This is a genomic window from Peteryoungia rhizophila (genome assembly GCF_004912145.1).
Classification (GTDB): domain Bacteria; phylum Pseudomonadota; class Alphaproteobacteria; order Rhizobiales; family Rhizobiaceae; genus Allorhizobium; species Allorhizobium rhizophilum.
This window is the reverse complement of record NZ_STGT01000002.1, coordinates 444,979-459,587: the sequence shown is the minus strand read 5'-3', so window position 1 is coordinate 459,587 and position 14,609 is coordinate 444,979. Positions and strand designations below refer to the sequence as shown.

9 protein-coding genes are annotated in these 14,609 nt (G+C 62.0%); 5 read left to right on the top strand and 4 right to left on the bottom strand.

The window, feature by feature from the left end:
• Positions 1–146: 146 nt before the first annotated feature.
• Together E9677_RS08085 and E9677_RS08080 are read left to right on the top strand one after the other, a co-directional pair.
• Positions 147–1,151 (top strand): SPFH domain-containing protein, encoded by a 1,005-nt coding sequence (locus E9677_RS08085; RefSeq protein ID WP_136557591.1) that lies wholly within the window; start codon positions 147–149, stop codon positions 1,149–1,151.
• Positions 1,152–1,156: 5 nt separating this feature from the next.
• Positions 1,157–1,615: an NfeD family protein gene (locus tag E9677_RS08080; RefSeq protein WP_136558120.1), complete on the top strand. Its 459-nt coding sequence runs from the start codon at positions 1,157–1,159 to the stop codon at positions 1,613–1,615.
• Positions 1,616–1,624: 9 nt separating this feature from the next.
• Here the strand turns inward: E9677_RS08080 and E9677_RS08075 are convergent, their stop codons facing one another.
• Entirely contained in the window at positions 1,625–2,620 is a 996-nt protein-coding gene (locus tag E9677_RS08075; protein ID WP_136557590.1) for a KpsF/GutQ family sugar-phosphate isomerase, read from the bottom strand.
• A 153-nt stretch (positions 2,621–2,773) separates the two neighbouring features.
• Between E9677_RS08075 and E9677_RS08070 the strand changes: the two genes are divergently transcribed.
• Positions 2,774–4,333, top strand: coding sequence for an outer membrane beta-barrel protein (locus E9677_RS08070; protein WP_136557589.1), 1,560 nt, complete (start codon positions 2,774–2,776; stop codon positions 4,331–4,333).
• Positions 4,334–4,354: 21 nt separating this feature from the next.
• Here E9677_RS08070 and galU read toward each other — a convergent pair whose 3' ends face one another.
• Positions 4,355–5,242: a UTP--glucose-1-phosphate uridylyltransferase GalU gene (gene galU, locus E9677_RS08065; protein WP_136557588.1), complete on the bottom strand. Its 888-nt coding sequence runs from the start codon at positions 5,240–5,242 to the stop codon at positions 4,355–4,357.
• Between the two features lie 195 nt (positions 5,243–5,437).
• Here galU and E9677_RS08060 point away from each other — a divergent pair, with 195 nt between their 5' ends.
• Together E9677_RS08060 and E9677_RS08055 are read left to right on the top strand one after the other, a co-directional pair.
• A complete protein-coding gene (locus tag E9677_RS08060; protein ID WP_136557587.1) occupies positions 5,438–6,649 on the top strand; it encodes a lytic murein transglycosylase in 1,212 nt (403 codons plus the stop codon).
• Between the two features lie 114 nt (positions 6,650–6,763).
• A complete protein-coding gene (locus tag E9677_RS08055; RefSeq protein WP_408014699.1) occupies positions 6,764–7,981 on the top strand; it encodes an SGNH/GDSL hydrolase family protein in 1,218 nt (405 codons plus the stop codon).
• Positions 7,982–8,058: 77 nt separating this feature from the next.
• Here the strand turns inward: E9677_RS08055 and E9677_RS08050 are convergent, their stop codons facing one another.
• Together E9677_RS08050 and gltB are read right to left on the bottom strand one after the other, a co-directional pair.
• Positions 8,059–9,513, bottom strand: coding sequence for a glutamate synthase subunit beta (locus tag E9677_RS08050; protein WP_136557585.1), 1,455 nt, complete (start codon positions 9,511–9,513; stop codon positions 8,059–8,061).
• A gap of 87 nt (positions 9,514–9,600) precedes the next feature.
• Positions 9,601–14,319: a glutamate synthase large subunit gene (gltB, locus tag E9677_RS08045; RefSeq protein ID WP_136557584.1), complete on the bottom strand. Its 4,719-nt coding sequence runs from the start codon at positions 14,317–14,319 to the stop codon at positions 9,601–9,603.
• Positions 14,320–14,609 lie beyond the last annotated feature (290 nt).

Below are 14,609 nucleotides of genomic sequence, written 5' to 3'. Positions count from 1 at the left end.
GGCCGCCCTTTTTCTTTCCCAAGACCCTGCGATTGACGGCCAGGTTGTTGGCCCATGTGACGGCTAAACCTTGCAATTCGCCTGCCACCCCACGATGTTAGACCCTGGGGTCGCGGCTCATGTTCGCGCCAGAGCTGGAGGATTTCATGCCCATCACCGGTCCGGACATTGTCGTCATTGCACTCGTTGTGCTCGTTATCCTGGTCCTCTTTGCCGGTATCAAGACCGTGCCGCAGGGCTACCGTTACACGATCGAACGCTTTGGCCGCTACACACGCACGCTGGAACCCGGCCTGAACCTGATCATCCCCTTCTTCGAGCGCATCGGCGCCAAGATGAACGTCATGGAGCAGGTTCTCGATGTTCCCACCCAGGAAGTCATCACCAGGGACAATGCCTCGGTTTCTGCCGATGCCGTCGCCTTTTACCAGGTGCTGAACGCCGCCGAGGCAGCCTATCAGGTCGCCAATCTCGAGAACGCGATCCTCAACCTCACCATGACCAACATCCGCTCGGTCATGGGCTCGATGGACCTCGATGAACTGCTCTCGAATCGTGAGGTGATCAACGACCGACTGCTGCGTGTTGTCGACGAAGCCGTGCGTCCCTGGGGCATCAAGGTCACTCGCGTCGAGATCAAGGATATTCAGCCGCCCGCCGATCTCGTCGCTGCCATGGGCCGTCAGATGAAGGCGGAACGCGAGAAGCGCGCCCAGGTACTCGAAGCAGAAGGCTTCCGCAATGCGCAGATCCTGCGCGCCGAGGGCGCAAAGCAATCTGCGATCCTCGAAGCCGAGGGCGAGCGCGAAGCCGCCTATCGAGAAGCCGAGGCCCGCGAGCGCCTGGCGGAAGCCGAAGCCACGGCCACCCGCCTCGTCTCGGAGGCGATCGCCGCCGGTGACGTCAACGCCATCAACTACTTCGTCGCTCAGAAATACACCGAGGCGATGGCCGCGATCGGCACGGCCAGCAATTCCAAGATCGTTCTGATGCCGATGGAAGCCACGGCCCTGATCGGCTCGCTCGGCGGCATCGGCGCGATCGCCCGTGAGGTCTTTGGCGAGGACAAGCGCCCCGCCACACCACGCGCGGCTCCGCCTGCCCCGCGCAGCACCCCGCCGATCTCCTCCTTCAACCCCAACGGCGAGTGATGACGATGATCGGCCGGATCATCGCCGAACTCGGCCCCTGGAGCTGGTGGGTGCTGGGCATGCTGCTTCTGGCGGCCGAACTCGTGATGCCCGGCGTCTTTCTCGTCTGGATCGGCCTCGGCGCGCTCCTGACAGGTGTCTTGTCGCTGCTGCTCTGGGATGCCGGTTTCTGGAGCTGGCAGGTGCAGTCACTCGTGTTTGCCGCCAGTGCCGTAGTCTTCACCCTGGCGGGTCGGCGCTTGTTCACGCGTCTCCAGACCGACAGCGACCAGCCCCTGCTCAATCAGCGGGGCGCGAGCCTCGTCGGCCGCACGGCGGTGCTCGGCGAACCGATCCGCGAGGGCCGCGGTCGCATTCGTTTGGACGACACATTCTGGCTTGTTTCAGGCCCTGATCTGCCGGGCGGAGCAAGGGTCAGGATCGTCTCCAGCAACGGCCGCGACCTTGTCGTCGAAGAGGCGTAACCTCGCCCCTCAGGCGACCCCTATCCGTAGCAGATCGTGGAAGTGAATGAGACCGATCGGCGTGTTCTCGTCATCCACCACGATCAACGCGCCGATACTGTGTTTGTTGATCATCGCAGCAGCCGTCGTGGCCAGCGCATCGCCCTTGATGACCTTCGGGTTGCGGGTCATCACATCCTCGACGTTGAGGATCGACAGATCGCGGGCGAGATTGCGCGCCATGTCGCCTTCGGTGACGATGCCGCAGAGCTTGCCTGTCTCGTCGGTGATGCCCACACAGCCGAAATGCTTGTGCGACAACGTTTTGACCGCATCGGGCATGGACGTGCCGAGTGGCACCAGCGGCACGCGGTCGCCGGTATGCATGATGTCGCGCACATGGGTCAGGGCCGCGCCGAGCTTACCACCCGGATGGAAGGTGCGGAAGTCGGACGGCGAAAAGCCGCGTGCTTCCAGAAGTGCGATCGCAATGGCGTCCCCGATTGCGAGCTGCAAGACGGCGGACGTCGTAGGTGCCAACCCGTGCGGACAGGCTTCCTGAACCTTTGGCATCAGAAGAACGACATCGGCATTGCGCGCGAGCGTCGAAGTCTCTCCAGCTGTGATGGCGATCAGCGGAATAGAGAAGCGGCGGGAAAAGGCGAGGATGCCCTGCAGCTCGGCCGTTTCACCACCCCAGGAGATTGCCAGGATCGCATCGTCCTGGGCAATCATACCCAGATCGCCGTGATTGGCCTCCGCGGGGTGCACGAAGAAGGCCGGCGTGCCCGTCGAGGCGAAGGTCGCGGCAATCTTCGAACCGATATGCCCGCTCTTGCCGACGCCGGTAACGATCACGCGGCCGCCGATATCTCCGATTGTCTTGACCGCGTTGCAGAACGGCGCGGCAAGCGGCCCCGCCAGCGCCTCCTCAAGCACGCGCAATCCCTCGCGCTCCGTCGAGATGACGCGAAGAGCGGATTCGGTGGCACTGGCTTCGACGAGATTGACTGCGCGCTTGATCATGCCGTCCCATACTGCGTTTGTCGGCTGCTGTAAATTCTCGTGCGATGTCGCGGCTGCGGCATCTCGGTCTGATGCACAACCATGCACCCGAAACCAAACGTTAACCATCAGGCTTTACGTTTGGGTAAGCATTGCAGATTGCCGGGCGCAGGAATGACCTCAGTCGAAAATCGGGACAAGAGCGGCAAGGGCCGCCTCGGGCTGCGCGCCTTTGCAGGCGTGCTGGCGCTGTCCGTGCTCGCGCACCCGTCCCTCCTCGCCGCCCAACAGGCAGAGCCAGGCAGTGCGACGTCGGACGGAACGCTTCCCACCTGGTCTCCGCTATCTGGATCTGGACAGACGTCGACAGGCGCGACGGCAGCGAACGGTATATCCGCATCGATGCAGACGGGCACCACCTCCTCGTCTCAAACGGCAACCGATCCGCTGGCGACCGGCACCACCGTCGCACCCGACACCCAGGCGCTCGGACCGCTCACAGACGGGGACACCATCCCCATCGATGAGGACATCGGTCGCCAGAACCTGCGTGAAGCCCGCGTCGACAACCCGACAGCCGAGCGCATCAGCCGCGAACTCGATTCGGAAGACGACAGCGGCATCCGCCTCGGCACCCTGATCCTACGTCCTTCGATCAGCCAGAAACTGGGGAGCGAAACGGAAAAGAGCGGAGGCGTGAAAGACGACCGCATCTTCTCCGAAACGGGCCTCAAGGGCACGCTGACGTCCGACTGGTCGCGCCATGAACTCTCCGTGGGAGCCGAAGGCGCCTGGCAGGAAACACTGTCAGGGGACGAGACCGACAAGCCGCGGGCCGACATCGACGCACGCCTGCGCCTTGACCTCGCGGACGACACGATCGCCACGATTTCAGGCTCCTACAGTTTCGGCCGTGAAGACAGCGACGATCCGAACGCCGTCACGGGCGCCAAGGTCCAGTCCGGGGTGCATCAATATGGTGCGGGCGCCTCCATCGAACGCGACTTCGGCCTCATCCGTGGGTCAATCGGAGCCGACGTGACGCGCCTGCAATATTCCGACGCCGAACTCTCGGACGGCTCGACACTGGAGCGCAGCGACCGGAACCGGAACCGCTATGCGCTCACCAGCCGCCTTGGCTACGAGCTCTCGCCTGCCCTCATCCCCTTCATCGAAGGCACGATTGGGCGGATTGATTACGACGATGCCGTTGATTCCGCCGGGTATCGCCGTTCGGCCGACCTCTATGGCGCGAAGACTGGTGTCGCGGTGGATCTCGGCGAAAAACTGCGCGGCGAGATCGCCGTCGGCTACGAACGCCAGAAATTCGAGGACGGCCGGCTTGAAGAGCTTTCCGCCCTCACCGTCGACGGCAACATCTTCTGGTCGCCGCGCGAAGGCACGAGCATAGACGTGACGCTCGACACGAGCATCGACCCGTCGACGACCGCAGGCGTGAATGGCGCGACAATCCATCGTGTAACTGCGCAACTCGCGCATGACCTGCGTACGAACCTCGTCGCCCGCCTGACCGGCGGCACGACCTTTACCAGATATGATGGAGATGCGGCTGCAGCCGATACGACTGCCTATCTGGCCGGCGCCGGCCTGACCTGGAAGGTCAACCGCTATCTCGACGCGACGGCGGATCTCACCTATGAGCGCACGCACTACAACACGGGCGTGGACAACGACAGCCTGACGGCACTGGTGGGCCTGACCGCCAAGCGTTGAGCCCGGCGGTCAGTAAATCGGTCACTTGAGGGCTGCGAGCAATGCCTTCAGCTGGTCCTCGATCGCTGGGCGGATGTCTGCACGCTCGATGGCGAAGGAGACGTTGGCCAGGATGAAGCCATCCTTGGAACCGCAGTCGAAGGTCTGACCCTTGAAATGATACCCTGCAAAGTCTTGGCTCTGGGCAAGCTTCAGCATGCCGTCGGTCAGCTGGATCTCATTGCCGGCGCCACGCTCCTGCGTAGACAGGATCTCGAAGATCTCCGGCTGCAGGATGTAGCGGCCGTTTATGAAGAAATTGGAGGGCGCAGTTCCCTTGGCCGGCTTTTCCACCATCTGGTTGATCTTGAAGCCGCCTTCCAGCGTCTCGCCAACACCCACGATGCCGTATTTGTGCGCCTGTTCGGGCGCGCATTCCTCGACCGCGACGATGTTGCCGCCGGTCTTTTCGTAAAGTTCGACCATGCCCTTGAGGCAGCCCTTTTCCGCGCGCATAATCATGTCAGGCAGAAGAAGGGCGAAGGGTTCGTGCCCCACGATGTCGCGTGCACACCAGACGGCGTGTCCGAGACCCAGCGGCTCCTGTTGGCGCGTGAAGCTGGTCTGGCCGGCGGTCGGCTGAAGTGATTCGAGCAGGGACAGTTCGGCATTCTTGTTGCGGGCCTTGAGCGTCTGCTCGAGTTCGAACTGAATGTCGAAATAATCCTCGATGACCGCCTTGCCGCGGCCGGTCACGAAGACGAGATGTTCGATGCCGGCCTCGATGGCTTCGTCGACCACATACTGGATGACGGGCTTGTCGACGACGGTGAGCATTTCCTTCGGCACCGCCTTGGTGGCAGGCAGAAAACGGGTGCCGAGACCGGCGACGGGAAACACGGCTTTCCGGAGCTTTTTAGTCTGAACCACTCATCCCTCCTGGAGGATATAATCGATTAACGCCTTCATAACGCGGTTACGGCCAGTAACATATAATTGCTTCAAAATGGCAAAGACTAAGCTTGGGCTGACCGCGTGGTAAAGGGTTTGTTGACTGAACAGCGTTAACCTGTGGTGAACAGCCTTTGTTCCGGCTGCCAACACGAGAATGCACGGGAGATGCCCATGAAAAGACACCGCCCCAGCCTGCTCGGCGCGATTGCCCTGACAATTTCGACGGCGCTCATCCCGCTGGATGCCTTTGCAGACGCCGGCTTCCAGAAGTGGATCCGCGATTTTTATCCGACGGCCGCGAAAGCCGGGATCACCGAACGCACCTATCGCCAGGCTTTCAATGGCGTGAACGAGCCCGACCAGTTCGTGCTCGAAAAGGCGGCGTATCAGCCGGAGTTCAAGTCTCAGATCTGGGACTACCTCGACAGCCGCGTGAACCCCTACACGGTGAAGATCGGCCAGGAAATGCTGGCCAAGCATGGTCGGCTGCTGACCGCCCTCGAAAACCATTTCGGCGTCGACAAGCATGTGCTTCTGGCCATCTGGTCGATGGAATCGAATTATGGCGCCGCCCTCGAGCGTCCTGACCGCCTCCACAATGTGCCACGTTCGCTGGCCACGCTCGCCTATGCCGACCGCAAGCGCGCGAAATTCGCTCGCACCCAGCTGATTGCCGCGCTCAAGATGTTGCAGAACGGCGACGTCACCAACAAGAATCTCATGGGCTCCTGGGCAGGTGCCATGGGCCATACCCAGTTCATTCCGACGAGCTACCTGCTCTATGGCATCGATGCCGATGGCAATGGCAGCAAGGACATCTGGCACTCCATCCCCGACGCGCTCGCAACGGCCGCAAACCTGCTGGCCAAGAACAACTGGCAGACCGGCCGGACCTGGGGTTACGAAATTGTGGTCCCACGCGGTGGCAACAAATACACCGGCCAGACCAAGACTCTCGCCCAATGGCAGGCGCTCGGCTTTGCCCGTCCGACCGGCAAGGGTTTCCGCACCGGTAGCGAACGTGCCGAACTGAAGATGCTGGGTGGTGCCAACGGCCCGGGCTTCCTGATGACCAAGAACTTCTTCGTTATCAAGCGCTACAACGCCGCCGACAGCTATGCGCTCGGCGTCGGCCTGCTCGCCGACGAGATCGCCGGCTATGGCGGCATGAAGCAGCGCTGGCCGCGGCCGGACGGCACGCTCGACATGAAGGAAAAGTTCGAGTTGCAAACCCGCATGCAGGCGCTCGGCTACTACGACGGCAAGATCGACGGCAATTTCGGCTCGGGCTCGAAGGCAGCGATCACCGCCATCCAGCAGCGTCTCGGCATGTCGGTGGACGGCCAGCCGTCGCGCGTCCTGCTCGATGCCCTGCGCAACTGATCGAAGCGCCCACGACATCGGCAACAGTTGACTTGGCATCCGCCGCGATCCAGAAACATGGGATCGCGGCGGACTGCGTTTAAGCCTGCAGCAGCGACGGCGAAGGAGTGGAACTTGAAGAGCCCGCATCGACCCCTTGCCCGCTTTATGTGCCTTGGCCTGGCGTTGATGCTCGGCGCAACGGTATTCATCGCCTCGACTGCAGAAGCCCAGCAACCCGAGCGACGCCGCAACCTGCTCGACATGCTCTTTGGCCAGCGCCAGCCAGTGTATGTGCCGCCACAGGACGTCCAGCGTCCACGCGAGGGCAAGGTCCGCAAGAAGAACAGTGGCAGCGTTACGACCATCCAGACACGCGCGCCATCGACCCGAGCCGCGGCGGCTCCGCCGCCACCGCCGAAACTCGACACGGCGAAGAAAGTGCTGGTGGTCGGAGATTTTGTCGCCAGCGCCCTGGGTGATGGGTTGAAGGCCGCATTTGAGGATTCCCCGGGCGTCGTGGTCGAGAGCCGGGCGAACGGTTCCTCTGGCCTCGTGCGCGACGATTTCTACGACTGGCCCGGCGCGCTACCGGCCATCGTCGCGGAGATCAAGCCCAGCGTGCTGGTGATCCAGGTCGGCGCCAACGACCGCCAGCAACTCGTGACGGCAGAGGGGCGCCTCGATTTCCGCACCGATCCCTGGTTCACCGCCTATGGCGAGCGTGTCGCGCGGCTTGCGACGGTGGCTGCGGAAACACGCGTGCCGGTGATCTGGGTCGGCCTGCCGGCCTTCCGCCCGCAGAACATGACGGCGGACGCCCTGCGTCTCAACACCATCTACCGCTCCAACATCGAAAAGGTCAGCGGCGAATTCGTCGACGTCTGGGAAGGTTTCGTCGATCAGGAAGGCCGCTTCATCGTCACCGGCTCGGATATCAATGGCCAGCCGGTGCGCCTGCGCGGCAATGACGGGATCGGCTTCACCGGCCCAGGCAAGCGCAAGCTGGCCTTCTATGTCGAGAAGTCGGCGCGCCGCTATCTGGGCGACATGACCAGCCCGGACCTCGTCCGTCTCGATGGCAGCAACCTACCGGAATTGCTGAGCCTGCCGCCCTCGGAAAGCAAGGCCATCATCACCACGCCGCCGATCGACCTCTTCGATCCCGAACTCGATGGTGCGGACGAACTGCTGGGCGGCACGCTCCCGCCCTCCTCCAGCTTCCCCACGCCCCGCGACCAGCTCGTCCAGAACGGTCGCCTGCCGGACCCACCGGTCGGGAGGGTAGACTATGTGAAGCGTGTGCCGGCAACCGCAGCGACGACAACAGCACCAGCCACCGCCACACCTTAAGCTCTCGAAAACACCATTCAAATCAAAAGGGGCCGCTCGAAAGCAGCCCCTTTATAGTTCTTGATGCTGCGCCAGAATCAGCGCGGCAACACGCTTTCGCCCATCAGGGCCTCGTCGATAGCCCGCGCCGCCTGACGGCCTTCGCGGATCGCCCAGACGACCAGCGACTGGCCGCGACGGGCATCGCCTGCCACCCAGACCTTGTCGACCGACGAGCGATAGTCCTTGTCGTTGGCGACGACATTGGTTGAGCCGCGACGGTCGGTGTTGAGCGTGAGCTTGCCGTCGAGATCCTTCAGCACGCTGTCGGTGAACGGGCCGGAGAAGCCGATGGCGATGAAGGCGAGATCGGCCTTGATGATGAACTCGGTGCCCGGGATCGGCTTGCGGCGCTCGTCGACCTGGCAGCACTTCACGCCAGTCAGCACACCGTCTTCGCCGACGAATTCGAGCGTTGCCACCTGGAATTCGCGATTGGCGCCTTCGGCCTGGCTGGACGAGGTGCGCATCTTGGTGGCCCAGAAGGGCCAGATCGCGAGCTTGTCTTCCGTCTGCGGCGGGCGTGGGCGGATGTCGAGCTGGGTCACCTTGACGGCGCCCTGGCGGAATGCCGTGCCGACGCAGTCGGAGGCCGTGTCACCACCACCGACGACGACGACATGCTTGCCACCGGCGAGGATCGGATCGGCCGGCCAGCCGACGCTGTCAATGTTTTCGCGGCCGACACGACGGTTCTGCTGCACGAGATACGGCATGGCATCGTGGACGCCATGGAACTCGACGCCGGGAATGCCAGCTTCGCGCGGGGTTTCCGAACCGCCGCAATAGAGCACGGCGTCGTAGTCCGCGCGCAGCTTCTCGACGGTGACATCGACGCCGACATTGACGCCGCAATGGAAGGTGACGTTTTCGCCCTTCATCTGCTCGACGCGGCGATCGATGAAGTTCTTCTCCATCTTGAAGTCGGGGATACCATAGCGCAGCAAGCCGCCGGGCTTGGATTCACGCTCATAGACATGCACCTCGTGACCGGCGCGGCCGAGCTGCTGTGCAGCAGCGAGACCCGTCGGACCGGAACCGATGACGGCAACCTTTTTGCCGGTATGGATGGTCGCCGGCTGCGGCACGATGAAGCCGAGCTCATAGGCCTTGTCGGCAATCGCCTGCTCGACGGTCTTAATCGCGACCGGCGCATCTTCGAGATTCAGCGTGCAGGCTTCCTCGCAAGGCGCCGGGCAGACGCGCCCGGTGAATTCCGGGAAGTTGTTCGTCGAGTGGAGGTTGCGGATCGCCTCCTCCCACTTGTTGTTATAGACGAGGTCGTTCCAATCAGGGATCTGGTTATGAACAGGACAGCCGGTCGGACCGTGGCAATAGGGAATGCCACAATCCATGCAGCGCGCCGCCTGCTTGGTAACTTCGGGATCCGACATGGGAATCGTGAATTCGCGGAAATGGCGGATGCGGTCGGAGGCCGGCTGATACTTCGCCACCTGCCGGTCGATTTCCATGAAACCTGTAACCTTGCCCATTTTAAAGTCCTGCTAATCTGAGCTTCAACTGCACGGCCGAGCCGTGGGCGGCGACATCCCGGCCCATCCGGGATGTCGAGGTGGCAATCATTCGGCAGCGACGCCCATGCGCATGCGTTCCATCTCCTCCAGCGCACGCCGATACTCGACCGGCATGACCTTGCGGAACTTCGGACGATACTCGGCCCAACTGTCGAGGATCTGCTTGGCACGGTTTGAGCCCGTGTAATGCAGATGGTTCGAGATCAGCTGATAGAGGCGTTCCTCGTCATGGCGGGTCATGTCGCCGGACACGTCGACCAGACCCTTGTGCATGAGGTCGCCGCCGTGATGGTGTAGCTTCTCCAGCATGTCGTCCTCTTCCGGAACCGGCTCGAGTTCGACCATGGCCATGTTGCAGCGCTTGGCGAAATCATCGCTTTCGTCAAGCACGTAAGCCACACCACCCGACATCCCGGCGGCAAAGTTGCGCCCTGTCTGGCCGAGCACGACGACGACACCGCCCGTCATGTATTCGCAGCCATGGTCACCCACGCCTTCGACCACGGTGATCGCACCCGAGTTGCGCACGGCGAAACGTTCGCCGGCCACGCCGCGGAAGTAACATTCGCCGGAGATCGCGCCGTAAAGCACGGTGTTGCCGACAATGATCGAGTTTTCCGCCACGATCCGGGCATTTTCCGGCGGACGCACGATGATGCGACCACCCGAGAGACCCTTGCCGACATAGTCGTTGCCGTCGCCGACGAGATCAAACGTGATGCCCCGCGCCAGGAAGGCACCGAAGGACTGACCAGCCGTGCCGTTCAGCGTGACGTGGATCGTGTCATCCTTCAGCCCCTTATGGCCGTAGCGCTTGGCCACTTCGCCGGACAGCATGGCGCCGGCCGACCGGTCGACGTTCTTGATATCGACGTCAAAGACGACAGGCTGCTTGGCTTCGAGCGACGGCATCGCCTTCTCGATCAGCTTGCGGTCGAGAATGTCGACGATCGGATGGTTCTGCTTCTCGGTCCAGTAGGTGGCGGACTTCGGCGCATCGACTTTGTGGAAGATCTTCGAGAAGTCGAGCCCCCTCGCCTTCCAATGCGCGAGCATGTCGTCCTTTTCCAGAAGCTCGGAAGCGCCGATGATCTCGTCGAGCTTGGTAACGCCAAGCGAAGCGAGGATCTCGCGCACTTCTTCAGCCACGAAGAAGAAGTAGTTGATCACATGCTCGGGCGTGCCCTTGAAGCGCTTGCGCAGCACCGGATCCTGGGTCGCGACACCCACGGGACACGTGTTCAGGTGGCACTTGCGCATCATGATGCAGCCGGCAGCGATCAGAGGAGCCGTCGCGAAGCCGAATTCGTCAGCGCCCAGAAGTGCGCCGATGATCACGTCGCGGCCGGTCTTGAGGCCACCATCGACCTGCAGCGCGATGCGCGAACGCAGACCATTCAGCACCAGCGTCTGCTGGGTCTCGGCAAGACCGATTTCCCAAGGCGAACCAGCATGCTTCAGCGAAGTGAGAGGCGATGCGCCCGTGCCGCCATCGAAGCCGGAGATCGTGATATGGTCGGCGCGCGCCTTGGCAACGCCGGCGGCAACCGTACCGACGCCGACTTCCGAGACGAGCTTGACCGAGACATCGGCTTCCGGGTTGACGTTCTTCAGATCGTAGATCAGCTGCGCCAGATCTTCGATTGAATAGATGTCGTGATGCGGCGGCGGCGAGATCAGGCCGACACCCGGGGTCGAGTGTCGCGTCTTGGCGACCGTCGCATCCACCTTGTGGCCTGGCAACTGACCGCCTTCGCCGGGCTTGGCACCCTGCGCGACCTTGATCTGCAGCATATCGGCATTAACGAGATATTCGGTCGTGACACCGAAGCGGCCCGACGCGATCTGCTTGATCGCCGAACGCTCGGGGTTCGAGGACCCATCTGCGAGCGGCAGGTAACGATCGCTCTCTTCGCCGCCCTCGCCGGTGTTCGACTTGCCGCCGATCCGGTTCATGGCAACCGCAAGCGTCGTATGCGCCTCGCGGCTGATCGAGCCGAAGGACATGGCACCGGTCGAGAAGCGCTTGACGATATCGACCGCCGGTTCGACATCATCGATGGAAACAGGCTTGCGACCGAGCGCTTCCGCCGACTTGATCTTGAACAGGCCGCGAATGGTGTTCATCCGCAGATTGCTGTCATTCACCATCTCGGCGAATTCGCGATAACGCTCCTGACTGTTGCCGCGCACGGCATGCTGCAGCGACGCAATCGAATCCGGGCTCCAGGCATGGTTTTCGCCACGCATGCGATAGGCATATTCGCCGCCGATATCGAGCGTATTGGCGAGAACCGGATCCTTGCCGAAAGCCGACGAGTGCCGGGCAACGGTTTCCTCGGCGATTTCGGCAAGGCCGATGCCTTCGATCGTCGTCGCGGTGCCGAAGAAATACTTGTCGACCAGCTCGGACGACAGACCGATCGCGTCAAAAATCTGCGCACCGCAATAGGACTGATAGGTCGAGATGCCCATCTTCGACATGACCTTCAGGATGCCCTTGCCGATCGCCTTGATGTAGCGCGACACCACTTCATACTGATCGACTTCCTTGGGGAATTCCCCATGCTTGTGCATGTCGGTGAGCGTGTCGAAGGCGAGATAGGGGTTGATCGCCTCGGCGCCGAAGCCAGCAAGACAGCAGAAGTGATGCACTTCGCGTGGCTCGCCCGATTCGACAACCAAGCCAACCGAGGTGCGCAGCCCCTTGCGGATCAGGTGGTGATGGACGGCAGCGGTCGCGAGCAGCGCCGGGATCGCGATCCGATCCGGACCGATCTGGCGGTCGGAGAGCACGATGATGTTGTAGCCGCCACGCACGGCCGCTTCCGCCCGCTCGCAGAGACGATCGAGCATTTCCGGCATGCCTTCGGCACCGCGCTCCACGTCATAGGTAAAGTCGAGCGTCTTGGTGTCGAAGCGATCCTCCATGTGACCGATGGAGCGGATCTTTTCCAGATCGCCATTGGTCAGGATGGGCTGGCGCACTTCCATGCGCTTGGCATTCGCCATGCCCTCATGGTCGAGAATGTTCGGACGCGGGCCGATGAACGACACGAGGCTCATGACGAGTTCTTCGCGGATCGGATCGATCGGCGGGTTCGTTACCTGGGCGAAGTTCTGCTTGAAATAAGTGTACAGCAGCTTCGACTTTTCCGACATCGCCGAGATCGGCGTGTCAGTGCCCATCGAGCCGATGGCTTCCTGGCCCGTGGTCGCCATCGGCGACATCAGGATCTTTGTGTCCTCGGTCGTGTAGCCGAAGGCCTGCTGGCGATCGAGCAGCGAGACGTCGCGGCGCAAGGCGCGCGGTTCGACCGGCTTCAGGTCTTCGAGGATCAGCTGCGTGCGGTTCAGCCATTCGCGGTACGGATGGCTCTTGGCGAGCGATGACTTCACCTCTTCGTCCGAGATGATGCGACCTTCCGCCATGTCGATCAAAAGCATTTTGCCCGGCTGCAGGCGCCACTTCTTGATGATGCGCTCTTCCGGTACCGGCAGCGTGCCGGCTTCCGAGGCAAGGATAACGCGGTCATCGTCCGTGACGATGTAGCGGGCCGGACGCAGGCCGTTGCGGTCGAGCGTGGCGCCGATCTGGCGGCCATCGGTGAAGCAGACGGCGGCAGGGCCGTCCCACGGCTCCATCATGGCGGCATGGTATTCGTAGAAGGCCTTGCGCTCAGGCGCCATCAACTGGTTCCCCGCCCAGGCTTCCGGGATCAGCATCATCACGGCATGCGCCAGCGAATAGCCGCCGCGCTGCAGGAATTCGAGCGCGTTGTCGAAGCAGGCAGTATCCGACTGACCTTCATAGGAGATCGGCCAGAGCTTGGAGATATCGTCGCCGAAGAGCGGCGAGGAGACAGACGCCTGACGCGCCGCCATCCAGTTCACGTTACCGCGCAGCGTGTTGATTTCGCCGTTATGGGCAACCATGCGGTACGGGTGCGCCAGCTTCCACGACGGGAAGGTGTTGGTCGAGAAGCGCTGATGCACGAGAGCCACGGCCGATTCGAAGCGCGGATCGGCGAGATCCTTGTAATAGGCGCCAACCTGGTAGGCGAGGAACATGCCCTTGTAGACGATCGTCGAGGACGACAGCGACACCGGGTAGAACCCGGTCTCCTGGCCACCATATTGGTCGTAGATCCGGTTGGAGATCACCTTGCGCAGCAGAAACAGGCGACGTTCGAACTGGTCCTGGGTCGCGGCATCGCGGCCGGCACCGATGAAGACCTGGATCTGGCGCGGTTCGGTCGCTGCAATCTCGGGCGCCTTGGAAAGCGAGGAATTGTCCACCGGCACATCACGATAGCCGATCAGCGTCTGGCCTTCGGACTGACAGACTTCAACGATGACCTGCTTGAAATGCGCGATCTGCTGCTCGTCTTGCGGAAAGAAGAAGTGCCCGACGGCATATTCACCAGACTTCGGCAGGGTGACACCCTGAGCCGCCATCTCTTCGCGGAAGAAACGATCGGGGATCTGCACCAGGATACCGGCGCCATCACCCATCAGCGGATCGGCACCGACAGCACCGCGGTGCGTCAGGTTCTCCAGGATGAACAGGCCGTCCTTGACGATCTGATGCGACTTCTGCCCCTTCATATGGGCAATGAAGCCGACGCCGCAGGCATCGTGTTCGTTGCGGGGATCGTAGAGACCCTGTTTCGGAGGCAGACCGATGCGCGCGATCGCCGTTTCGGCGACTGCTTCCGCATCGGCGGACCGCATGATCTCTTCGGATGACGGAACCTTCGTCATGACCTTTACCTCCGTTTAAGCCGGACTGGCCGGGCTGTTGGACACGCTCCAGGCGCCGATGGGCGCCAGCGGTAGCCTCGCCATCCCTACGCGGATTGCCTGACCACCCCATGACGCCCGAAACGCATCGCCTTCGAAGCTGGAATTAGGTCAACTAATCTGACCTAATTTCTGTTGTTCCTATGACAGAAAGTAAACGCTCATGCAAGACTTCGACCGGAAAATTAACCGGGCACCAAATGTGAAATTGCCGCAACCAATGCCTCGACGAAATTTCATTACGTTCAAGA